The following is a 22,867-nucleotide window of genomic DNA, read 5'->3' on the forward strand; positions in this document are numbered from 1 at the left end:
ATATGAGAAAGCTCAAAACGGTAGATGACGTCATGAAGCAGGTAGAGAAAATCTGCCTGCTGCGAGGTAAACAACTCACTACTAAACGGAAATTGATACTGACTTCGCTGCTATATGCGGAGAAGCCGCTTTCTGCCTACGAACTAGTTGACTACTGCAATCACAACTTTTCTCAAAACATTCAAGCGATGTCGGTTTATCGAATACTCGATTTCCTTGAAGCAGAGCACTTTGTCCATAAGCTCAATACATCTAGTAAATACGTCGTTTGTTCTCAAATCGCGTGCGATCAGGAGCATGGCGTTCCACAGTTTTTGATTTGCTCTCAGTGTGGAAAGGTTAGTGAAATAGCGGTTGAAGCCAATGTTATTTCTAGCGTATGTGCGAAAGCCATACAAGAAGGCTTCACCGTTCTTAGCCCACAATTTGAGATTTCCTGTGTTTGCGATGAATGCGCAAACCGCCCCCTATGAGGCAGACACACGATCTCCCCTTATAGCTTCACAAGGTGACCGAGTATTGGCCACATTTATAAATTATCTAAAAGAATGAATTATGTCAGCAACATTGATTAAAAACGCTCGGGTGGTCAACGAAGGAGCCATTACCGAAACAGATTTACGTATTGTTGATCAAAGAATTGACAAGATTGCTACTAATATATCCGTACAACACGGAGATATTGTAATTGATGCTAAAGGGGCTTATTTACTGCCAGGCATGATTGACGATCAAGTGCATTTCCGAGAACCTGGGCTGACACATAAAGGCACAATTGCAAGCGAGTCGCGGGCAGCGGTAGCCGGCGGTATTACAAGCTACATGGAAATGCCCAATGTTAGTCCGGCTACAACGACTATTGACTCGTTAGAGCGCAAGTTCGCTCTCGCTAAAGAAAGCTCGTTTGCGAATTATTCTTTCTACCTCGGTGCAACCGAAGACAATCTTGAACAGATTAAACAACTTAACCCCAAACAACATTGTGGTGTGAAAGTATTTATGGGGGCATCAACAGGAAATTTGTTAGTCGAAGATCCGCAAGCGTTGGAGTCAATTTTTCGTGACTCTCCAGTACTCATTGTTACTCATTGTGAAAGTGGGACTGTTATTAAACAAAACCAGCAAAAGCAAAGGCTTAAGAAGCCAGGTTTCACTATCGAAGACCATCCCATTTTGCGTGACGAAGAGGCCTGTTACGCTTCATCTTCTTATGCGGTAGAACTTGCCAAAAAGTATCACAGCCAACTGCATGTGCTGCACATCACAACGGCGAAGGAGCTAGCACTTTTTGACGAGGGAGACATTCGAGATAAATCAATCACCGCGGAGGCTTGTGTTCACCATCTTTGGTTCAGCAACAAAGATTATGGCGCTCTTGGTAATTTGATCAAATGTAATCCTTCAATCAAGTTTCCTAGTGACCGCGATGCGTTGTTAAAAGCGTTAAATACGGGGCAAATAGATATCATTGCAACAGATCACGCTCCTCACACTTGGCAAGAAAAACAAGTGCCTTACGAGCAGGCTCCAGCCGGACTGCCGTTAGTTCAGCATGCGTTACTTACTCTCTTCGAGCATGTCCGTTTAGGTCATATGAGTTTGACTCAAGTAGTCGAAAAAACTGCGCACAACCCGGCCATTCGCTATGGCATTCAAGGCCGAGGTTTTATTCGTGAAGGTTACTACGCCGATTTGGTGTTGGTTGATGCTCATACCCCAACACGAGTTAGCAACGAAAACAGTTTATATCACTGTGGTTGGTCGCCTTTTGCTGGACATGAATTTTCAGCTCAAATTCAAAAGACTTGGGTTAATGGCGCGCTAGTTTATGCCAATAACAAAGTCATCGATAAACCAGCTGGAGCGATGCGTTTATCCTTCAATCGTTAAGTCGCTGACCGCAAAGAAAGAGCCATAAACAAACTGGAAGCATTATGTTAAGAAGAAACCCAACGGGCCATATGCCACAGGTGTCCTCAACAGCCTTTATCGATCCAACCGCTATTATCTGTGGCAAAGTCATTATTGAGGATAACGTTTTTATTGGACCCTATGCTGTTATTCGAGCTGACGAAGTTAATAACCATGGAGACATGGAAGCTATCGTCATCAAACGTGACACCAATATCCAAGATGGTGTCGTAATTCACTCTAAGGCAGGGGCTGCGGTGACCATTGGTGAGCGCTCATCCATTGCTCATCGTTCGATTATTCATGGTCCTTGCCAGGTTTGTGATGATGTTTTCATTGGCTTCAACTCCGTCGTGTTCAATAGCGTCATCGGTGAGAGGTGTGTTATTCGTCATAACTGTGTCGTCGATGGCCTCGATTTACCCGCTTATTTCCATGTACCACCGATGACCAATATTGGTGTCGGTTTTGATTTAGAGAGTATCTCTAAAGTGCCGCCAGAATATTCAGCTTTTTCCGAATCCGTCGTTTCTGCCAACCATGAACTAGTCCAAGGCTACCGGAGAATTGCCAATGAACTTTAATAAGCCACTGATTTCGCGAGTGCCGACTAACATCATCACTGGCTTTCTCGGGGTGGGGAAAACATCGGCAATAATGCACTTATTGACCCATAAACCGAGTCATGAACGTTGGGCTGTATTGGTCAATGAATTTGGCGAAGTTGGTATTGATGGCAGCTTGTTACAAGGCCAAAAAAAACAACAAGACCAAGTGTTTATTCGAGAGGTCTCCGGGGGATGTATGTGCTGTGCAGCAGGTCTTCCGATGCAAATCGCCTTAAATCAATTATTGTCTGAAGCAAGGCCAGATCGATTGTTGATTGAGCCTACAGGCCTTGGTCATCCTAAAGAAGTACTGCAAGTGCTATCGACCGAGTATTATCGTCAAATTCTCGCTTTGCAAAAAAACATTACTTTAGTCGATGCACGTAAACTATCGGATCCTAAGTACACTGAGCATGAAACGTTTAACCAGCAAATCACTATCGCAGATACAGTGGTAGGTAATAAGCGCGATCTCTATCAAGATGAAGATGAGCAAAAGCTGACGGCTTATATAGCAAAGCTCGGTCTGCGGGAAACAAAAGTGATTTTCGCTGAACATGGCGCTATCCCTTTTCATGAATGTGAGGGAGCGACTCGTATTGACGTGCAAAAAACGCCCTCTGTTCTTTATCGTGAAAGAGAGAAAAAGTCACTTGTTCCTGAGTTGCCTATGCCTGAGAGCGGCATTCTAAAAGCAACCAATCAGGGGGAAGGTTTCTACAGTATCGGTTGGCGTATATCCGCTGAAAACGTGTTCGATCATCAAAAGCTGAGATTATTGCTGCTCGACCTCAAGGTCGAACGAATGAAAGCGGTTTTTATCACGGGAAGCGGTATTTTTGGTTACAATCTAACATCAGATGGACTCACAGAATTTGAACTAGACGAGTGTTCAGAAAGCCGCCTAGAACTGATCTCTTCCGGTCTAGATGACCAATTTGAAGATAGATTATTTCGATGTTTGGAGAAGGCATCATGATAGAAAAGAGAAAACTCTCCTTTTAACCATAATGTCTTACCTCCTTAAAATTCTAGTGGGGTTTCTTTTAAAGCTGAGCTTAGGGCACTTATGCTGCCGTATTAGGGTGGGGTTAGTACCCGTATTTTCTGCCTATGCGGTTCAGGCACAGTTTTATTCATGGGGTGAGGTATCCACGTTACACGTGGCCTAATTACTTGCTTTAAGTTACACGGAAGAAACACGTCTTTTTTTAGCGAGGGCCATTGCTATATTTGCGGTACTGTAGGCGCTCTCATTGATAAAGTGCGGGTAAATTTCCCCTTTGCCATTCCAATGGATATCATAACCAGCGAAAGTCGCTAATAAAGGTGCTCCTGGTTTGACCGCCTCAAAATCTCTGCCACAAATAGTAGGGTGTACTAGTGCTTGCCGCATACCCTCTTGATCAAGTGGAACCCTGATTTCTTCGGTGTAAAAAAACGCCTCATAATCGCTCAGTAAGCCTATTTGGTTGAGGTTGTGCTTTTCAACATAGTCCAATACTGCGGTAAGCATCTGTTTCATCAACTCCAACGTACTGTACTCTAGCGCACCATGTGCTTGCGCCCCGACCTCAATCATTATTCCATATTGCCCAGCAGTACAAAGGTAAGGTTGCTCTTGCCATTCTTTTCGCTCTTCGAAAAGGACATGTGCTGATGGCATTCGTTGTTTGACGTACGCGCCCAGTTTCCGATAAAACACATCGTTAGAAAGCAAAATCAACGTCGCTCCCATATTGCTTGTTGTATTGTGCAGGTCAACAATCAACAGTTTTTCTTGGTTTGCATATTTCTCGATAAATTGATGTGCAATCTTGCTTTCATGCAAATCAGGACAATGATTGCTATTCATTGCTGAGAACTCGCGATTTAAGTCTGTATCGATGTATCGGACGTTGTGTTTTACTGCTTCGGAGTTTGCGATGATCGAGCAGGCTGAAAAGGTTGATCTATTGACAGAGTAACGTTTTTCTTTGATTAGTTTATGTAAATAAATACTAGAAAGTTCGTTTCCGTGTGTTCCTGCAACGATAAGTGCTGAATTGAATGTGTTCATTATTGAGCCTTCTCAAAGAGAATGGGTTGAATGACTGGTCTTCTCTTAGCCAATCCAGTGAACTGAATAAACGTTTACTAAACTGAGTAAAAATAATCCTAGATATGTTATAACATAACAATCGTTGTTATTGATACTTAGTTTCTCATGAGTCAGTTTAAATTTATTGCTTTAATCGTTGCTGTGTTTTGTTTTTCGGTCGCTTTGCTTCTACCTACAGAGGATGAGCCAAATCAAGATAGTCACAGCACTCAACTGAATCAAAGCAGTGATTCGTCACCACCTCCATCATCAAAGATAGTGGTTCCCTCAGATAGCAGTTTGACTCCGTTGCCTAAACCTAAACCTAAACCTAAACAAATACACTACATAGTTAAAGTGGGAGATACGCTCAGTGGTATCTTCGCTCAATTGGGTCTCCCTTACGGTATTTTGCAGCAAATTCTCTCAGTTGATCTTGATCACCTCCAGCTAGATATGATTAAGCCCGGAGAAGAGCTTGAATTAGTGATGGATGACATGGGGCAATTGAGTCGACTAATTTATCATATGAGCCTTGTAGAGAAGGCTATCTACACTAGAGAAAACGATGGCTCCTTCTCTTACGAATTTCAGGAAATTTCAGGGGAATGGCGTGAAACCTTATTTTCGGGAGAAATCAAAGGGAGTTTTTCAGTCTCGGCACATCGAGTTGGATTGACATCAGGCCACGTCGCAAATATTACGCAGGTGATGAAAGATAAGATTGATTTTGCGCGATCTCTTAGAGCCGGTGACCGTTTCGATATATTAGTGAAACAGCAATATTTAGGTGAACACAAAACTGGCAATAGTGAGATTAAGGCTATTTCTTTTAACTTAGCGAAGGGCGAAGTCGCTGCATTTCTAGCCGAGGATGGACGGTTCTATGATAGAGCTGGTAACAGTTTGGAGCGAGCGTTTAACCGTTATCCTGTCGATAGGGCATACCGCCGAATCACCTCTGGGTTTAACCCTAAGCGTAAACACCCAGTGACGGGAAGAGTCACCCCGCATAACGGAACGGATTTCGCGACACCAATCGGTGCGCCAGTTTATTCTACTGGGGATGGAAAAGTAATTGCGGTCCGCAAGCACCCTTATGCCGGTAATTATTTAGTGATTGAACATAACAGTGTGTACAAAACTCGTTACCTACACTTGAATAAAATCTTGGTTAAAAAAGGTCAAGTTATAAAGCGTGGGCAAAAAATAGCCCTCTCTGGGAATACTGGTCGTTCAACCGGACCACATTTACATTTTGAAGTTTTAGTTCGTAATCGTCCGGTTGATGCAATGAAAGCCGACTTACCTATCGCGAAGTCGCTTCCTAACATCCAGAAACCTTCATTTTTGGCGCGAGTATCAGAGTTTGATTATCTAGTAGAAACGAAAAACTGAGTCCCGACAATTTGTTAGGGCTCAGTTATGCTATTTTGTGTTGTGAGGTTGGAGCAATAGGTGAGTCTCAATATGTGTTCCTAGAAGAATAATGACTGCGATTTTTTCTTTTACGTGCGTCCACATCCGCAACATCGGACGCTTTGCAACAACCTCCGCCTTTGATCGGCCTACGTGAAAATATCACACCAATTGCGAGCATCGCAATACAACTTAGGAAAATAAGAACGGTAAGAACTAAAGTCATAACACCACCTCCTATAAATCGCTGTATTGTCATCTTTCTCCAATTTTATAAACAAAGCAATGGTCGTTTTGTAACCACTTATTATTTTTATCAATAGTCAGACCTTTGCTGGTGATGAAACGTGATGAGAAACGAAGGAGAGTTCTGAGAAATCAGCCCCTGTGATCTTTACCGATTCTTAAGTTTTGCGTCTAAGACAGCAATTGGATTCCTTCTATAACTCACTAAGTTGTTATGTTATAACATGCGTTCATCCAGAGTTTGTAGGTCAAAAGTATGCCATCAATTCCAGTCACCATTTTGCATGGGTTTCTCGGGTCCGGGAAAACCACGTTTTTACGCAACATTCTTCAACAAGCCGATTCTTCTGGTATTGATCTGTCCGTTATTGTTAATGACATGAGTGAGTTAGACGTCGATGGCGTGCTTATCTTAAATACCGATGCGGTGAGTGAAGAGCAGGGCAACTTTGTTACGATCAGTGGAGACAGCATCAGCAGCCTGAGTGGTGTAAAGCAGCTCGATAAAGCCCTTAAAAAGCTCTGCGCAGAAAAATCGCCAGAATGGGTTGTGATTGAAACGTCGGGCAGTAGTCATCCTTTACCTTTGGTCGAGTACTTCAAAAGTAACGCACAATTCGCACTCAAAGACGTAATTACGTTGGTGGATGCGACTTGGTTGCGAGATGACTATCGACAAGGTTCTGCCTTAATCCCTAAGTGGCAGGAGAACGTGCAGCAGGGTGTTCGCGGCGTTGAAAACTTGTTGGTAGAGCAAATCATGTTCTCAAACCGTATCATGCTCACCAAGACGGACAAAGTGGACGACAATACCGTTCGCAACATCGCGCAGGCGATTCACCCGCTTAACGTTTACACCGAGATAATCAAAACGTCGTGGGGAAACTTGGATATCCGCATGTTGAAAGGTGAGCAAGACTACAATTTCTTCCTTGTTGAGCAGTTAATCGCAGAACTTCGTGAGACGGTGAATGAGCCGTTGAATCTCTCTGATAAAGACGAACAAAGCCTTGTCGCGAAAGTGATCAAAGATGATCGACCTTTTCATCCTGCGCGTTTGTGGAATACCTGCCACCAGTATTTAACTAAAGGTGTGTTCCGCAGTAAAGGGTTCTTTTGGTTTCCAACTCGAGACGATGTTTCACTGCTTTGGAGCCAAGCGAATGGCAATGTGGGGCTTGAAATTACAGGCTTTTGGCGCGCTTCGGTAATCAATGACGAATCGCAAAACTTCACTGAGGAACATCGTCAAATCCTGCAAGATAAGATAGACAGTGTTGAAAGCCGCTTTGGTGATCGTCGTTGTCGCTTAACGGTGATTGGGCAGGAAAACGAAGTCGATGCGTTTATTGATGCGCTGGAAAACTGCTTTTTAACGGAAGGGGAATTGGAGCAATGGCAACAAGGGGCAACATTTGAAGATCCTTGGCCAAAGAAAATAGCTAAGTTGAGCCAGAAGAAGACGGTTTGAATGCGCTGGTGAGGATTCCCTCGCTGCATGCTTGAATCTCAGCTTGTTCCAAGACGGACTTGCTGCGTTGGTTCTATATAACAAAATTGGCTCAGTGTAACTAAAAAGCCTCCCGAATGGTGGGAGGCTTTTTTGAATCTCAGTCGTTTACTGTTCCCATTCAGGGAAAGGGTCTTCCAGAGATAACCAATAGTCGAGCCCTTGCTCCATCTCATCTTCTGTTAACAAGCATTCGTTAAGACGAGCAATCAATTTCTGTTGCTCTAATCCCTGACCAATAAACACCAATTCTTGTCGCATATCGCCGTATGGTTCTTGCCAAATGTCGTTTATAGCATCTAGGTAATCTTGATCCGTCGGCCACTCCTCCTTCGGAATCGCTTTCCAAAACATACCCGCAACACCATAACGTGCGATGCCTCCCGCTTGGCTCCATTGACCGACAAACTCAGGTCTGGTCGCTAGCCAAAAGTAACCCTTGGAACGAATCAGTTTGCCGTAATCTTTCGCATTGTGGAGGAAGTCATAAAACTTCTCTGGATGGAAAGGGCGTCTCGCATGATAAGCAAAGCTAGAAATGCCGTATTCTTCGGTTTCAGGTATGTGTTCGCCTCGCATTTCCTTCAACCAACCTGGGGCTTGTTGTGCCTTTTCAAAACTGAAGCTTTGTGTGTCGAGTACCGCATCAAGGTCTACTTCACCATTTGAGATCGGAAGGATGGTGGCGGATGTATTGAGAGTTCTAAGAATCGCAAGAAGCCTTTCGATTTCTGATTTCTCAGCGAGGTCGGTTTTACTTATCAAGATAACGTCAGCGAACTCGACTTGATCAACGAGCAAGTCGGCGACGCTGCGTTCATCGTCTTCACCTAAGGATTCGGCGGTCTCTGTTAAGAACTTAGCTTCATCGTAATCACGCAGAAAGTTAATCGCATCAACCACCGTAACCATGGTGTCTAAACGTGCAACGTCTGAAAGTGATAGCCCGTTTTCATCAGCAAACGTAAAAGTCTCTGCAACGGGAAGTGGCTCGGCGATGCCAGTGGACTCGATAACTAAGTAATCGAATCTGCCTTCTTGCGCGAGTTTAGTGACTTCTTCAAGCAGATCTTCACGCAGGGTACAACAGATGCAACCGTTACTCATTTCAACCAACTTTTCTTCACTGTGGTTGAGAGAAACTTCATTCTGAACGGTCGCTGCATCGATGTTGACTTCGCTCATGTCGTTGACGATGACCGCGACTTTTCTGCCTTGTCTATTGTTAAGAATATGACTTAAAACGGTTGTTTTTCCTGCGCCTAGAAAGCCGGACAAAACCGTAACAGGGAGTTTCTGGGTGTTCATGCTCATGCTCTTTATAGTGTAATGTTATAATATAACAATTAATATAGTCGGTGATCTTAACTCTGGCATCAAGCAGTTTGTGACTGTGTCGAGTACTGCACCTTGTTGGTGCATTCATTCGTCGTTAAGTTATACAGATTCAGATGTACGGAATTTAGAGAGCGAACTCTTATCTCGGTGTGGAGGTTCTATGAACGAAGAGAAAAAGCATGTCATGACAGAAGAAGAAATTCTTGCAGCGCCCGAGGCGGATTATATGAATGAAGCTCAGCTCGCATTTTTTGAAAACCGATTATTTGAGCGTTATGAATCGACGTTAGCGCATATTGAACGCGCGAAAGAAGAGATGATTGCGCCAATGGAATTCAGTGACGAAAGCGATAGGGCGTCCAGTGAGGAGCAATCTGCAATCGCATTAAGAATCATAGATAGAGAGCAAAAGTTGTTACCTAAGATTCAACAATCGTTGGCTCGCTTGCGCACAGGGGAGTATGGCTATTGTTTAGAGTCCGGAGAACCTATCGGCATTCCAAGGTTATTGGCACGACCTACTGCTGAATATAGTGCAGAAGTAAAAGCTCAAATGGAGTCAAAAGAGCACTGGTATAAACACTAAAGCCTCACTATCTTATGACGTCGATATTCTTCTCGTTCACTTGTTTTTTTGATGTTCTCTGAGAAGTCTAAAGCGATGGCGACTACCGTTAGGTATGGTAGTCATTACCTTTGAGATATTAATAGTTATCGATAGGATAGAAGTAAGTTCTGTATTGTAAATAACGCACCATTTTTGTTTTTCTGAATGAGCTCTCGCTATGTTAGCGTCAAACATTTTCTCTGCTACTTCAAGCTGATCTTCTATCCTTAAAGCTAAATTGGTACTGGAGAAAGTAGCATGATTGACTTTGTGGCAACTTTTATCTTTTTCTTTGCTGTCATCGATCCCATAGGTACTGTGCCCGTTTTTATCGCAGCCACAAAAAGCTATGAAGAAGTGGCAAAGCGTAAGGTCGCTCTTTTTGCGACTCTATTCTCAGCTGCTATCCTACTGTTTTTTGTTGTTGCTGGTGAAATCATACTTACAGCAATGCGTATTCCCTTGTCTGCGTTTCAAATCTCGGGCGGTATCGTATTGTTCTTGTTTGCTTTGACTATGATATTTGGTGAGAGTAAACCAGCAGAAGAAATCAGAACGCTCAATAGTCATCATGATACAGCAGTTTTTCCTCTAGCCATTCCATCAATTGCTAGCCCTGGCGCAATATTAGCCGCCGTTTTACTCACAGAGAACGTGCGGTTTAATATTTGGGAGCAAGTCCAGACAGTGGCTATGATGCTGCTGGTACTATTGGTTGTTTATATCTTGCTATTAATGGCCAGCGGCATACACAGGATTATTGGGAATACAGGAGCTAGTGCTGTAAGTCGGATCATGGGGTTGATATTAGCCGCTGTGGCCACGACCAACACTCTGAATGGGATTGAAAGTTACTTTGACCTTTAAGGCTTTTTCGCAAACTGAGCTGAAGGTATGCGTTAAGAGCTAATTTTACGGCGAGATGACCGACCACCTGACAATCACTTTTCTGGCGGTTACTTTTAGCCGGATGTAATCCTTCAGGCTATTCGTGACGACCTTGTTTAAGAGGATCACGGAAAAGTTGAAATTAAAATACATAGATGTTGAGGGTATAAATCAGATGGGGAACTGGAGCAACACTTGCCCCATTGAGCTGTGCCAATACTCAAAGATTAGCTGCTAGAAAATAATATCGATAATTTCTCCGCCTAGGCACTACTCTATAATCTTGTAGTCTCGCAGTATATAGAGCCTAGCATGGAGGAATTTATTAGCTTCCAACGTGCCAAGACAAGACTTTTTCATGCCTTGAGAGTATCTGAAAATTCGGGAGGCTGAGAAGTTTATTCAGTATGGCTCTTATTGGGCAGTTTATGGATCAGCCAGTAACCAAGACTCATACTAAGAACTACAGCCGCAATTCCAATCAGGTACATTGGAGACAAGGTTTCAAAGTCTATAATAATGACCTTTCGGGAGATTGCCATCAGCGCGGTGGCCATGACGATTTTTACATGAATAACATTTTCTCTCAGGTAAATAGTTATATTGATGAAAATTTCAATAGCAATTAAAACGGCCATAAAAGCACCAAAAGTGGCTAGCATATCTGAAATCGTCAGAATGAGTTTAGGTGGCGTGATAAGTTTTTGATATATCGTCCATGCAACATCTATCACACCCATGACGATTACAAACAACATAACTATCGACAATACTCTTACAGACCAATGAATCACTATCTGTAATTTTTTTGTTAACTTATCATTTTTATCGACTTCCATGGCCCTGTTTCCTTCGCTTGTTTATGTTCACTTAACCTTCATATGTTGAAGCTAGACAATTGAATACATGTCGTTTAAAGCATAGTTGCTGTGGTGAGAGATAGAAGCGTCCGAGGGAAGGAAGTTATGAAACTTAGGAGTGGGCACAATGTTGGACACATAATGTAATCTCTGGTGTCATGCGTTATTACCTCATTACCTCATTACCTCATTACCTCATTTCTGATCGTGACGAGTCGACTGGTGAGGTGGTGATTCATCACCTTCACGGCAAACTGAATGAGCGGATACCACAACGTATTGATACTGGGCAAATCGATGCGCTTGTTGCTGGTTCCTCCGTGCGTTGTTAATAGAAATACAAGCGAATAAGGAGTGGGTAATCGCTCAAAAGTCGGGTGGAAAAGCGGTAAAACGGCGAAAATTATTGGAACTAAGTCAAGGCCCTTTTTTTAAATGAAAAGGCTTATTGATCTGAACACACCACTTCTCCATATAAGTATATCCACAAATACAAACCTCAAATTGGCGATAAAGAGCTTTAATATTGATAAATATATAAACAACTTGGGTGCTGAAGAAATTTCAGTATACTGCGCTTAGGTTACACTGGAGAAAAAATCGCCGTATTCCCTGCGGGGTCCTTTGATAAGAAATAGAAATCGCGTTTGAATATGCAACCAAACGATTTTGCCGCTTGCAGTTTATTCGGTATACAAATAATAAACCTTTGACTAATCCGAAGGTCGGTCAAATGAGAGAAAGTCATGTTTTTTAATAAGTCGCTTCAACAAGAAAATCAACGATTAAAGCAGGAGTCGCAAATCCTGCAGCAAATCCAAACCAGTTTAGATGAAGAGATGATCCGCTTAACATTGGATAGTAAAGGCATCATTACTTCTGCAAATACTAAGCTACAGCAAGAACTTTTCTTAAATGATGATGAGATCTTAACGAAATCAATTAATGAATTGGTACCGTCAAATTCGCGCAATACAGATCACTTTCATCGAATGAAGAAAGCCGTCCAAGATAAAGTGTTCTGGAATGGGGCATTGCAAGTACAGAAAGGTAATGGTGAGGAAGCCTGGTTAAGAACGATTATCCAGCCTGTTTTAAATGAGCACAGAGAAGTAGAAAGCTTTTTTGTTTTTGCTTCTGAACTTACGCGAACGATCAAATCATCTCGTGAGCAAGAGGACATGCTAAATGCATTAAGTCGTTCTATGGCGGTGATTGAGTTCACATTAGATGGCCATGTTTTAAAAGCCAACGATAATTTCCTAAACACAATGGGTTATACGCTTGATCAGATTCTAGGGAAGCATCATCGCATGTTTTGTGATCAGGAAGAGTCGAGCTCTCAAGCTTACCGTGAGTTTTGGCAACGTTTAGCAAAAGGGCAATTTTCATCAGAGCGATTCAAACGAGTTAACCGTTATGGTGAAGAGGTGTGGTTAGAGGCTTCATATAACCCAATCCATAACGACAGAGGAGAGCTCTATAAGGTCGTTAAGTTCGCGACAGATATTACCCAGCAGGTGATGCAGGAACAGAAAATGGCCCAGGCTGCGCAATTGGCGAATGAAATCTCGCAAGAAACTGGAACACAAACCCTGCAAGGGCAAGAGGTTATAGGCTCAACGTTAGAAAAGATGCAGATACTTTCCGAGCAAATGCAGCAAGCGAACACCGCGATTGACGAGCTTAAAGCGCACTCATCGCGTATTAGCGAGTTGGTAAATAGCATCAGTGGTATCGCTGACCAAACTAACTTATTGGCGTTAAATGCGGCGATAGAAGCGGCTCGTGCGGGTGAGCATGGTAGAGGTTTTGCCGTTGTTGCTGATGAAGTCAGACAGCTTGCTACAAGAACCAATGCAACCACCGATGAAATTGTCACAATGGTCAGTGAAAACCTACAGCGAACAGATAACGCAGTTAAGCTGATCGCTAAATGCCAAAAAGAAGCACTAGATACGCTAGAGCTCTCTGAAAAAGCAGGCAATGTGATGAATGAAATACAAGATGGCGCTAGCCGTGTTGTAGAGGCCGTGGAGCAATTTAACCGCTCGTTGTAGTTAATCAATAAGTTTTCATTGTCGGGGCGATGGGTAAAAAGCAATTCGCCTTATTCAACCTGTATTGAGGATCGCTGAAGTCGCAATACTACTCCTGCCGCAGTCAAGTTAAGCGTTTTGAAGGAGGGGTAGTTCGACACCCGGTACAGGTTTTAGCCAGTTTGCTTGCTGTATAGAATGCTAAAGTAATTTAGTATGCGAAAAGGCTTGCCTTAAGACTTTGCCTGCATTTAATGTATCTAGCAGCAGAACTTCAATCTGCGTGACAACAATACAGGAGAGGATCGGGCTTTCACTTTTTCGCTCGACACAAACCCCTTTCAAATTTACACAATAGCGCAGTAAAACTCTCTTGCTGCGCTATTGTGTGTTCCATATTTTGTGAGTACTTATGTTTAACTCAGAACGCAAAGCGACGGTTATTCTGGTTGCGACGACGATGATCGCTGCACTTGGCTGGATATTCTCTAAGGAAACAATACAGGGTTTACCACCTTTTGGCTTTATTGGGGCGCGATTTACTATCGCTTCGCTCTGCTTACTGCCTCTATGTTACCGACCTTTGCTGAAAGCAAACTTAAAAGATGTGCTTTCTGCTGGTGGTGTCGGGCTCCTGTTAGGCAGTGCCGTTATGACATGGATTTACGCTATTTCTATCAGTGATACTCTTGGGGAAGGCGCATTTATCATGAGCCTTTCCATGCTGTTTGTGCCGATTGTTGCATGGGTTATGTTTCGTCAACGACCACAACGAATTTTCTGGCTTTCTTTGCCTATCGCTGTATTAGGTCTTGCTTGTCTTTCTTTAGTTGGTGGCTGGAAACAATCGGCCAGTCAATTGTGGTTTCTTGGTGCAGCACTGGTTTTGGCGCTTCATTTTAATGTGAACAGCAAATACTCTCAAAAACTACCTGTGCTGCTGCTTACTTGCGTGCAACTTTTTTCAGCAGGTTGCTTAGGTTTGTTGGTTTCATTTTTTATGGAATCTTTCCCGGCTGAGGTGGACTCCTCTATTTGGTGGTGGTTTGCGTTGAGTACCTTATTAGCGACGAGCTTGCGTTACGTAATGCAAACCATGGGGCAAAAATTTGTTCAGGCAGGTAACGCTGCTCTAATTATGATATTAGAACCAGTTTGGACGGTTATTCTGAGCGTGCTGTGGTATGGCGAAGTGCTAACGGCAAATAAACTAGTAGGTTGTGTGCTTATCTTATTTTCTCTAATTATTTATCGTACTGGCGGGCGGTTTCGCTTCCCTGCTCGAAAGTAGAGCAAATTAACTTGGGTTGGGAGAATTTGAGGTGCCGGATGGCCTTCTACGAAAGTGATAATACGCGGTTACGCAATGCTAATGACACTTTTGATGTAGGCTGCCGACCCAGCTCTTCGCTGATCATCCAGCCAGCTTTAGCCAGTAGCTCTAAGTCGATCCCCGTTTCTATTCCTAACCCTTGGCATAAATATAGTACATCCTCCGTTGCGACATTTCCTGATGCGCCATGAGCGTATGGGCATCCACCCAGCCCAGCTACACTACTGTCGATGGTATTGATGCCCATACTCAATGCCTGATAAATGTTGGTGAGAGCTTGTCCCCATGTGTCGTGGAAATGGACAGCAAGCTGGGGAAGAGGTGCAATCAACATGACGGCTTCTAGCATAGCAGCGATACGGTTTGGCGTGCCTGTACCGATTGTGTCGCCTAGAGACACCTCATAACACCCTAAATCGATGAGTGATTTGACCACGCTCGCCACTTGTTTAGGGGCTGTCGGGCCATCGTAAGGGCAGTCGGCAACGCAGGATAGATAGCCACGAACAGGGATGCCGTGTTTGGTGGCTAATCGCATTACAGGTTCGAAGCGAGTTAGGCTTTCTGCAATCGAGCAATTGATATTGTGTTGGCAGAATCCTTCTGAGGGTGAAGTGAAAATCGCGACCTGATTGGAGTCAGCCTCCAACGCTTGTTCTAAGCCTTTTAGGTTTGGTGTCAGGGCAGAGTAGGTAACATGATTTCGCCGTGTTATTGCTTTCATGACCTCTATTGAGTCCGCCATTTGTGGCACCCACTTGGGTGAGACAAAAGAGCCCACCTCAATATGCGTTAACCCAGTATCAGAGAGTAAGTTGATCAGCCGGATTTTAGTCTGGGTCGCAACAGGAGATTCATTTTGCAACCCATCTCTAGGACCTACTTCGACAATCTTTACTTTGGAAGGTAGCATTACTTGTCCTGTGACTTGGTGACCCAACTTGGGCTACGTTTTTCAAGAAACGCTTGCAGCCCATCTTGACCTTGGGGTGATACTCTAATGTCCGCAATGAGCTTGCTAGTATAGTGAATCAGTTGTTGATCGATGGGGTTTTGATGACATTGATGGCAGAGCGTTTTCGCTTTACGCATCGCATCTGGGCTATTAAGTAGCAACGTCTTGATTACGCTATCGACCGCATTTTCAAGCTGTTTGGCTTCTTTCACTTCGTGCACAATACCAAACCGTTCGGCATCTTCGGCTGAAATGACTTCACCACTTAAGATATAGCGTCTAGCTTGTCTATTCCCCATCGCGCGCATGACGTAAGGCGCAATGGTTGCTGGAACTAAACCAAGCCTAACTTCACTTAAGCAAAAGTTGGCACTTTGGCTTGCGATGGCGATATCACTGCAACAAATCAATCCCAGCGCGCCACCATAAGCGGAACCTTGAACAACTGCGATGGTGGGTTGAGGGAACGAATCTAATGTTTCCATGAGTCTTGCCAAGTTTTGGGCATCAACGAAGTTATCTTGCCTCGTGCTTTCGGCCATCGACTGCATCCAATTCAAATCGGCCCCGGATGAAAAATGCTTACCGTTACTTCTTAATACCAAGCACCGCACATCCGTTCGTAAAGCGAGATAATCTAGGCGGTGGATCAGCAAGTCGATCGTACAAGCGTCAAAAGCATTGTGTTTGGCTGTTCTGTTTAGGGTAATGGTCGCTACGCCATTATCATCGACATGCCAAAGAACATCATCTTGCCTTTGGGCGTTGGGAATAATGCTTGGTTGCATTTCCTGCATACTAACTTCCTTAATTCATCTTTGGATGTTTACATTCTGAAGACGCCAAACTCGCTATCAGGAATGGGGGCATTTAATGCTGCCGTTAACGCTTGACTCAACACCTGACGCGTTTTTTTAGGGTCAATAATTCCGTCATCCCATAGCCGAGCACTCGCAAAATAGGGATGTCCTTGTGTTTCATACAAGTCTATGATCGATTCTCTAAAAATGTGCTCTTCTTGCTCTGACCACGCTTCCCCCTGACGTTCCTTCGCGTCTTTTCGAACTTGTGTTAAAACGCCTGCTGCTTGTTCTCCGCCCATCACAGAAATACGCGCGTTCGGCCACATCCACATCATGGTTGGATCATACGCTCGGCCGCACATGCCGTAATTACCAGCGCCGTACGATCCACCGATGATCACGGTAAACTTCGGCACGTCAGCACAAGCGACGGCCATCACTAGCTTGGCGCCATGTTTTGCGATGCCTTCTTCTTCAACCTTTTTTCCGACCATAAAGCCGGTAATGTTTTGGAGAAAGAGAAGCGGTGTTTTCCGTTTGGCGCACAGCTCAATAAAGTGCGCGCCTTTTTGTGCCGATTCAGAAAACAAGATACCGTTGTTTGCCACAATACCAATCAAGTGTCCTTGAATACGAGCGAAGCCACACACTAGCGTTCTGCCGTACAAGGATTTGAATTCGTCGAAATCAGAATCATCGACGATGCGGGCAATAATTTCTCGAACGTCGAATGACAGTCGTAAGTTGGCATTCACGATTCCGTAGATTTCTTCTGCGTCGTAGCGGGGAGGTAGCACGGTGTTTTCTGGCTTAACAGGTCTTGTTCTATTGGCATTGGCAATGGCTTCTCTCGCAAGCATTAGGGCATGTTCATCATTTTCAGCGTAATAATCTGCGACACCAGATTTTCGACAATGCACGTCTGCACCGCCGAGCTCTTCACCCGTCACGACTTCGCCAGTGGCCGCTTTCACCAAAGGTGGCCCCGCCAAAAAAATGGTGCCTTGCTCTTTAACCATAATGGACACATCCGCCATGGCAGGAACGTACGCGCCCCCAGCAGTGCAAAGCCCCATCACAACAGCAACTTGGGGGATGCCTTTCGCCGACATTCTCGCTTGGTTAAAGAAAATGCGACCAAAGTGTTCTTTGTCGGGGAAGACGTCGGACTGATGAGGGAGATTTGCGCCACCGGAGTCCACCAAGTACACGCAGGGGAGTTGGCAACGTTGGGCTATCTCTTGCGCTCTAAGGTGTTTTTTTACCGTGAGTGGGTAGTAGGTTCCGCCTTTTACCGAAGCATCGTTGGCGATGACCATGCATTGAATTCCCTCTATGATACCAATGCCGGCGATAACGCCAGCACAGGGGATCGCTTCGTCATACACTTGCCAGGCGGCAAACTGGCTGATTTCAAGAAAGTCAGTGTTGTCATCAAGCAAGCGCGCGATGCGTTCTCGTGCGGGGAGTTTTCCTTTTTGCCTCTGGTGCTGAATGGCTTTTTCACCGCCGCCCTGTTTGATGGTCTCGATGTGTTGATTAAGTTGAGTGACCAACGTTTCCATCGCAGCTTTATTGGAAAGAAATAACTCGTCAGTTGGCTTAGTTTTACTTTTGATAATGGCCATAATGACTTCCTTGTCGTATGTTCCGTTAGCGAGATTCTTCGAACAGCTCTCGGCCTATTAACATGCGGCGAATCTCTGAGGTACCCGCGCCGATTTCATAAAGCTTTGCATCACGTAGCAAACGACCAGCAGGGTATTCATTGATGTAGCCATTCCCACCGAGCAGTTGTATTGCATCGAGTGCCATTTGTGTGGCGAGTTCTGCACTGTACAAAATCGCGCCAGCGGCGTCTTTGCGTGTTGCGTTACCTCGATCACAAGCCGCTGCGACGGTATATACATACGCTTTTGCTGCACTCATTCGAGAGTACATATCGGCGATCTTGCCCTGAACTAACTGAAACTCGCCAATGGATTTTCCAAACTGCTCTCGTTCATGTACGTACGGGACCACAATGTCCATGCAAGCTTGCATTATCCCGAGTGGTCCGGCAGCGAGGACGACGCGCTCGTAATCCAGCCCACTCATTAACACTTCGACACCTTGATTCAACTCGCCAAGAATATTCTCTTTCGGTACTACGCAATGGTTAAATACAAGTTCGCAAGTATTCGAGCCTCTCATGCCTAGCTTGTCCAGCTTTTGAGCATGAGTGAAACCTGCGAAGTTACGTTCAATAATGAATGCGGTAATGCCACGTGAACCTGCGCTGACATCTGTTTTAGCGTAAAGCACCACTACGTCAGCATCGGGCCCGTTTGTTATCCACATTTTGTTGCCATTCAGTACAAAATGGTCGCCCTTGTTCTCCGCTTTCAGTTGCATGCTTATCACGTCTGAACCGGCATTGGGCTCACTCATCGCTAGGGCGCAAACGTGCTTACCATCAATGAGTTTTGGAAGGTATTTTTCGCGTTGAGAAGGTGTGCCGTTACGAAAGATTTGGTTGACGCACAGGTTAGAATGAGCGCCGTAGCTTAAAGCGACAGACGCAGAGGCACGGCTGATTTCTTCCATGGCAACAACATGAGCGAGGTATCCCATGCCTGCACCACCAAGCTCTTCATCGACGGTCACACCAAGCAACCCCATTTCTCCGAACAAAGGCCATAAATGATTCGGGAACTGGTTATCGCGGTCTATCTCCGCGGCGATGGGCGCAATATGTTCGGTAGCAAAGGCATTAACGTGCTCTCGGAGCATATCGATGGTATCACCAAGTCCGAAATTGAGTGGGGTATAGGTGCTTTTCATAACGTCTCCCGGTATCAGAGGTAAGGTGGAAAAGCCTGTAGCGGTGTTGCTAATTGAGTATAGCGTTTATGTCTGCTTGCTTTTGAGTGTTTGAATACAACGCTCCTTAGCGGCATTCAACTCTGCCATAACGACGCTGATGTCGTTGAGTTGTTGCTGTAGGACGGCTTGTTTCTCTTCAATGATATTGAGCATTTTCAATAACTGTCCTTCGGTTTGTTGCATGTCGTAGAGCTCGAAAAGTTCACGAATTTCTGCCAACGAAAAACCGAGTCGTTTCCCTCTTAAAATCAGTTTGAGGCGAATTCTATCCCTGCGTTGATAAACGCGCATATTGCCTTTTCGCTCTGGTTCAATCAGACCCACGTCTTCATAAAACCGGATACTGCGAGTAGTAATATCAAACTCCTTGGCGAGGTCACTGATCTTGTATTTTTCCATAACATACTTACCTCGAATAAAAATCCAGTTTCTGGAAATCGAACCTTAAATGGGAAGGCCGAACATCAACTTTGAAATATAAACGTCTGCTTGGTGTGTTTTTTCATCTCATTGTAAAGGCTAGTGCTATGCTTACGTAAACGTCAAGAAATCGCGGAATGAAAGTTTGTTAGTGAAAAAGGCGATAAAGGCTGGTGTGGCGCTTGGTGAGTAATTCTATGTAGGGTGTCATCAGTCTGCCAAGTGTTCACATATACCTTAAGGGAATGCGAATCATGGGAAAAGACATCTGGATTGTCAGCGCGAAAAGAACGCCAATTGGGCGCTTTCAAGGCAAGTTGCAAACTTACTCTGCTCCTCAATTAGGCGCACTGGCGATCAAGGCGGCAATGCACGAAGTGAATGTGACTTCGGTGGATGAAGTGTTCATGGGATGTGTGCTTCCAGCAGGGTGTGGACAAGCTCCTGCGAGGCAAGCATCTATGGGGGCAGATCTTCCTTTGGGTGTAGGGTGCACCACCATTAACAAAGTGTGTGGCTCTGGCATGAAGAGCGTCATGTTAGCGCACGATCTCATTAAAGCTGGAACGATTCGCTCTGCCATTGCTGGTGGTATGGAAAGTATGACCAATGCGCCGTATTTGCTGAGGGAGGCGAGAAAGGGAATGCGCATGGGGCACCAGTCTACGTATGACCACATGTTTCTCGATGGGCTACAAGATGCTTACGAAGGGCACTTAATGGGTGTTTATGCTCAGCAAGTCGCTGACAGGCTTAAGTTCACCAGAGAGCAAATGGATGAATGGGCCGTGATGTCGGCAAAACGTGCGTTGGAAGCTCAAGAACGAGGCTTGTTTGCCGATGAACTTTCGCCGGTTTCACTCAATACCAAGTCAGAACAAGCGGAGCTGGACTACGATGAGCCCCCACGCTCGATTGACCTTGGTAAAATTCCTCAACTCAAACCTGCATTCGATGAAAAAGGTACGGTGACCGCTGCTAATTCGAGTGCCATTTCAGATGGCGCGGCGGCTCTTGTGCTTATGGATGAAGACACTGCGCGTCATCAGGGGCTTAAACCACTTGCGATCATCAAGGCGCACTCTACACATGCCAGAAAACCTGCAGAATTTACTTTGGCACCCGTCTATGCAATTGAGCAACTGCTGTTCCAGCTAGATTGGTCAATTTATGAAGTGGACCTGTGGGAAATCAATGAAGCCTTTGCCGTCGTGACACAAATAGCGGTGGCGGAACTTGGGCTTGATACGAGCAAAGTAAATATTAAAGGTGGAGCCTGTGCACTTGGGCATCCGATTGGGGCTAGTGGCGCACGAATTCTGGTGACATTGATTCACAGTTTGCGTCAGCTACAAGCGTTAGGCACCAATGGTGATCTCGAAGCCAAAAAAGTGATGCGGGGTGTTGCGTCACTTTGTATCGGCGGTGGAGAAGCCACGGCGATAGGCATTGAAATACCGCTTTAATTGAAATCAGAAAGGAGTAAATGATGACTCGTTTGGTTCCCTTGTTTATTGGTGGCGAGTTTCGTGAATCTCAAACATCGGATTGGGTTGAGGTAACCAATCCCGCCACTAATGATGTCATTGCGTACGTTCCATGTTCCACAGAGCATGAGATGGAAGCCGCCATTGATAATGCGAAAGAGACATTCCAATCCTGGAAGGAAGTGGCAGTATCCGAGCGTGCCAGAGTCATGCTGCGTTATCAGCACTTGCTCAAAGAGCATCATGATGAGCTTGCCACACTGCTTTCTCATGAAACGGGTAAGATTTTAGCGGATGCTAAAGGCGATGTGTGGCGAGGCATAGAGGTTGTTGAGCAGGCGGCAAACATTGCCAGCAACATGATGGGCGAAACCGTCGAAAACGTTGCCACGGATATTGACAGTTACTCAATGATTCAGCCCCTAGGTGTGTGTTGCGGCATTACGCCATTTAACTTTCCTGCCATGATTCCGTTGTGGATGTTCCCAATCGCTATCGCTGCGGGCAATACATTTGTGCTTAAACCCTCCGAACAAGTGCCGTTGACCTCTATTCGTTTAGCTGAACTATTTGAGCAAGCTGGCGCGCCGAAAGGAGTGTTGCAGATCGTTCATGGCCGCAAAGAGCAAGTCGACTTTCTTCTGGCTCATCCTGATATTCGAGCGGTGTCATTTGTTGGCTCGGTTCCCGTTGCCCGTTATATCTACACCACAGGGACTAAACATTTTAAACGGGTTCAAGCTTTTGCTGGTGCAAAGAATCACATGGTGATCATGCCTGATGCAAACAAAGATCAAGTGGTGAATAACCTAATCGGAGCCTCAGTAGGGGCTGCGGGGCAACGCTGTATGGCAATTTCTGTTGCGGTATTTGTCGGCGATTCAAAACAATGGATTGCGGACCTGAAACTGGCGATGGCGAAAGTACACCCAGGGCCTTGGGATGATGAACAGGCTGCTTATGGCCCACTGATCAGTGAGCAAGCTAAACAACGCGTATTGGACCTAATTGAAGATGGCAAACAACAAGGCGCAGTGTGTGAACTCGATGGCAGTCAGTGTGAAGTGGAAGGCTTTCCCGATGGAAACTGGATTGGCCCAACCTTGTTTAGCGGTGTAACAGCGAACATGTCGATTTACACGCAAGAGATATTTGGCCCTGTCTTAGTTTGTATGGAAGTCGAAACGTTGCAAGAAGCTATTGAGTTAGTGAATCGCAACCCTTACGGCAATGGAACTTCTATATTTACCGCTAATGGCGCTGCTGCGAGAAAATATCAGCATGACATTCAAGTCGGTCAGGTTGGGATCAATGTGCCTATTCCAGTCCCTTTACCATTTTTCTCCTTTACTGGTTGGAGAAGCAGTTTCTATGGTGATTTACATGCGTATGGTAAACAAGCGGTACGTTTTTATACCGAGACCAAAACGGTGACGGCGCGTTGGTTTGATGACGATATTCCAACGGGGCCAAATCTGACCATCCAACTGCGCTGAGT

Annotated in this window: 22 protein-coding genes; 13 read left to right on the forward strand and 9 right to left on the reverse strand. The window is 44.9% G+C overall.

From position 1 onward, the window contains the following. Positions 1 to 2: 2 nt before the first annotated feature. From H9L11_RS19940 to H9L11_RS19955, 4 genes are all read left to right on the forward strand, one after another. Positions 3 to 473: a transcriptional repressor gene (locus H9L11_RS19940; protein ID WP_017821073.1), complete on the forward strand. Its 471-nt coding sequence runs from the start codon at positions 3 to 5 to the stop codon at positions 471 to 473. An 82-nt stretch (positions 474 to 555) separates the two neighbouring features. Beyond that, entirely contained in the window at positions 556 to 1,890 is a 1,335-nt protein-coding gene (locus tag H9L11_RS19945; protein WP_047104476.1) for a dihydroorotase, read from the forward strand. A 44-nt stretch (positions 1,891 to 1,934) separates the two neighbouring features. Then, positions 1,935 to 2,495 (forward strand): carbonate dehydratase, encoded by a 561-nt coding sequence (locus H9L11_RS19950; RefSeq protein ID WP_017821071.1) that lies wholly within the window; start codon positions 1,935 to 1,937, stop codon positions 2,493 to 2,495. After that, entirely contained in the window at positions 2,485 to 3,498 is a 1,014-nt protein-coding gene (locus H9L11_RS19955) for a GTP-binding protein (RefSeq protein ID WP_205391118.1), read from the forward strand. The genes H9L11_RS19950 and H9L11_RS19955 overlap by 11 nt, the downstream gene beginning before the upstream one ends. A gap of 207 nt (positions 3,499 to 3,705) precedes the next feature. Here the strand turns inward: H9L11_RS19955 and H9L11_RS19960 are convergent, their stop codons facing one another. Next, on the reverse strand, positions 3,706 to 4,578 hold the full coding sequence (locus H9L11_RS19960) for an aspartoacylase (protein WP_054574360.1): 873 nt from the start codon (positions 4,576 to 4,578) through the stop codon (positions 3,706 to 3,708). A 147-nt stretch (positions 4,579 to 4,725) separates the two neighbouring features. On the opposite strand from H9L11_RS19960, the gene H9L11_RS19965 reads away from it, so the two are divergent. Next, complete coding sequence (locus H9L11_RS19965; protein ID WP_205391119.1) at positions 4,726 to 5,997, forward strand: peptidoglycan DD-metalloendopeptidase family protein; 1,272 nt, start codon at positions 4,726 to 4,728, stop codon at positions 5,995 to 5,997. A 67-nt stretch (positions 5,998 to 6,064) separates the two neighbouring features. Here the strand turns inward: H9L11_RS19965 and H9L11_RS23605 are convergent, their stop codons facing one another. Beyond that, the gene (locus tag H9L11_RS23605; protein ID WP_225455671.1) at positions 6,065 to 6,244 is read right to left on the reverse strand and encodes a hypothetical protein; all 180 of its coding nucleotides are present in this window, start codon (positions 6,242 to 6,244) and stop codon (positions 6,065 to 6,067) included. Positions 6,245 to 6,520: 276 nt separating this feature from the next. Here H9L11_RS23605 and H9L11_RS19970 point away from each other — a divergent pair, with 276 nt between their 5' ends. Next, entirely contained in the window at positions 6,521 to 7,735 is a 1,215-nt protein-coding gene (locus tag H9L11_RS19970) for a GTP-binding protein (RefSeq protein WP_205391120.1), read from the forward strand. A 147-nt stretch (positions 7,736 to 7,882) separates the two neighbouring features. On the opposite strand, the gene zigA is transcribed toward H9L11_RS19970, so the two are convergent. Then, a complete protein-coding gene (zigA, locus tag H9L11_RS19975) occupies positions 7,883 to 9,082 on the reverse strand; it encodes a zinc metallochaperone GTPase ZigA (RefSeq protein WP_047100912.1) in 1,200 nt (399 codons plus the stop codon). A 190-nt stretch (positions 9,083 to 9,272) separates the two neighbouring features. On the opposite strand from zigA, the gene H9L11_RS19980 reads away from it, so the two are divergent. Further along, the gene (locus H9L11_RS19980; protein ID WP_205391121.1) at positions 9,273 to 9,698 is read left to right on the forward strand and encodes a TraR/DksA C4-type zinc finger protein; all 426 of its coding nucleotides are present in this window, start codon (positions 9,273 to 9,275) and stop codon (positions 9,696 to 9,698) included. 279 nt (positions 9,699 to 9,977) lie between these two features. Next, a complete protein-coding gene (locus tag H9L11_RS19985; protein WP_017635732.1) occupies positions 9,978 to 10,586 on the forward strand; it encodes a MarC family protein in 609 nt (202 codons plus the stop codon). 419 nt (positions 10,587 to 11,005) lie between these two features. Here H9L11_RS19985 and H9L11_RS19990 read toward each other — a convergent pair whose 3' ends face one another. Continuing rightward, complete coding sequence (locus H9L11_RS19990; protein ID WP_005375731.1) at positions 11,006 to 11,446, reverse strand: phosphate-starvation-inducible PsiE family protein; 441 nt, start codon at positions 11,444 to 11,446, stop codon at positions 11,006 to 11,008. Positions 11,447 to 11,625: 179 nt separating this feature from the next. Here H9L11_RS19990 and H9L11_RS19995 point away from each other — a divergent pair, with 179 nt between their 5' ends. The 3 genes from H9L11_RS19995 (at position 11,626) to H9L11_RS20005 (ending at position 14,797) form a co-directional block, all read left to right on the forward strand. Then, complete coding sequence (locus H9L11_RS19995) at positions 11,626 to 11,799, forward strand: hypothetical protein (RefSeq protein WP_181881321.1); 174 nt, start codon at positions 11,626 to 11,628, stop codon at positions 11,797 to 11,799. A gap of 414 nt (positions 11,800 to 12,213) precedes the next feature. Beyond that, positions 12,214 to 13,527 (forward strand): methyl-accepting chemotaxis protein, encoded by a 1,314-nt coding sequence (locus H9L11_RS20000; RefSeq protein WP_205391122.1) that lies wholly within the window; start codon positions 12,214 to 12,216, stop codon positions 13,525 to 13,527. 391 nt (positions 13,528 to 13,918) lie between these two features. Then, complete coding sequence (locus H9L11_RS20005) at positions 13,919 to 14,797, forward strand: DMT family transporter (protein WP_205391123.1); 879 nt, start codon at positions 13,919 to 13,921, stop codon at positions 14,795 to 14,797. 46 nt (positions 14,798 to 14,843) lie between these two features. Here H9L11_RS20005 and H9L11_RS20010 read toward each other — a convergent pair whose 3' ends face one another. The 5 genes from H9L11_RS20010 to H9L11_RS20030 form a co-directional block, all read right to left on the reverse strand. Next, the gene (locus H9L11_RS20010) at positions 14,844 to 15,752 is read right to left on the reverse strand and encodes a hydroxymethylglutaryl-CoA lyase (protein ID WP_205391124.1); all 909 of its coding nucleotides are present in this window, start codon (positions 15,750 to 15,752) and stop codon (positions 14,844 to 14,846) included. Next, entirely contained in the window at positions 15,752 to 16,591 is an 840-nt protein-coding gene (locus H9L11_RS20015; RefSeq protein ID WP_064354630.1) for an enoyl-CoA hydratase-related protein, read from the reverse strand. Before H9L11_RS20015 ends, H9L11_RS20010 begins: the two co-directional genes overlap by 1 nt. Positions 16,592 to 16,620: 29 nt before the next feature. Next, entirely contained in the window at positions 16,621 to 18,225 is a 1,605-nt protein-coding gene (locus H9L11_RS20020; RefSeq protein ID WP_205391125.1) for a carboxyl transferase domain-containing protein, read from the reverse strand. Positions 18,226 to 18,250: 25 nt separating this feature from the next. Further along, positions 18,251 to 19,420 carry an isovaleryl-CoA dehydrogenase gene (locus H9L11_RS20025; RefSeq protein WP_205391126.1) on the reverse strand — a complete coding sequence of 390 codons (1,170 nt, stop codon included), beginning with the start codon at positions 19,418 to 19,420 and terminating at the stop codon, positions 18,251 to 18,253. 66 nt (positions 19,421 to 19,486) lie between these two features. Further along, complete coding sequence (locus tag H9L11_RS20030; RefSeq protein ID WP_017821195.1) at positions 19,487 to 19,861, reverse strand: MerR family DNA-binding transcriptional regulator; 375 nt, start codon at positions 19,859 to 19,861, stop codon at positions 19,487 to 19,489. A 275-nt stretch (positions 19,862 to 20,136) separates the two neighbouring features. Here H9L11_RS20030 and H9L11_RS20035 point away from each other — a divergent pair, with 275 nt between their 5' ends. Both H9L11_RS20035 and H9L11_RS20040 read left to right on the forward strand, forming a co-directional pair. Beyond that, on the forward strand, positions 20,137 to 21,348 hold the full coding sequence (locus H9L11_RS20035) for an acetyl-CoA C-acyltransferase (protein WP_053307787.1): 1,212 nt from the start codon (positions 20,137 to 20,139) through the stop codon (positions 21,346 to 21,348). A gap of 23 nt (positions 21,349 to 21,371) precedes the next feature. Further along, positions 21,372 to 22,865 (forward strand): CoA-acylating methylmalonate-semialdehyde dehydrogenase, encoded by a 1,494-nt coding sequence (locus tag H9L11_RS20040; protein ID WP_205391127.1) that lies wholly within the window; start codon positions 21,372 to 21,374, stop codon positions 22,863 to 22,865. Positions 22,866 to 22,867 lie beyond the last annotated feature (2 nt).

Origin of the sequence: Vibrio sp. sp1, from assembly GCF_016920955.1 — a bacterium.
GTDB lineage: Bacteria > Pseudomonadota > Gammaproteobacteria > Enterobacterales > Vibrionaceae > Vibrio > Vibrio alginolyticus.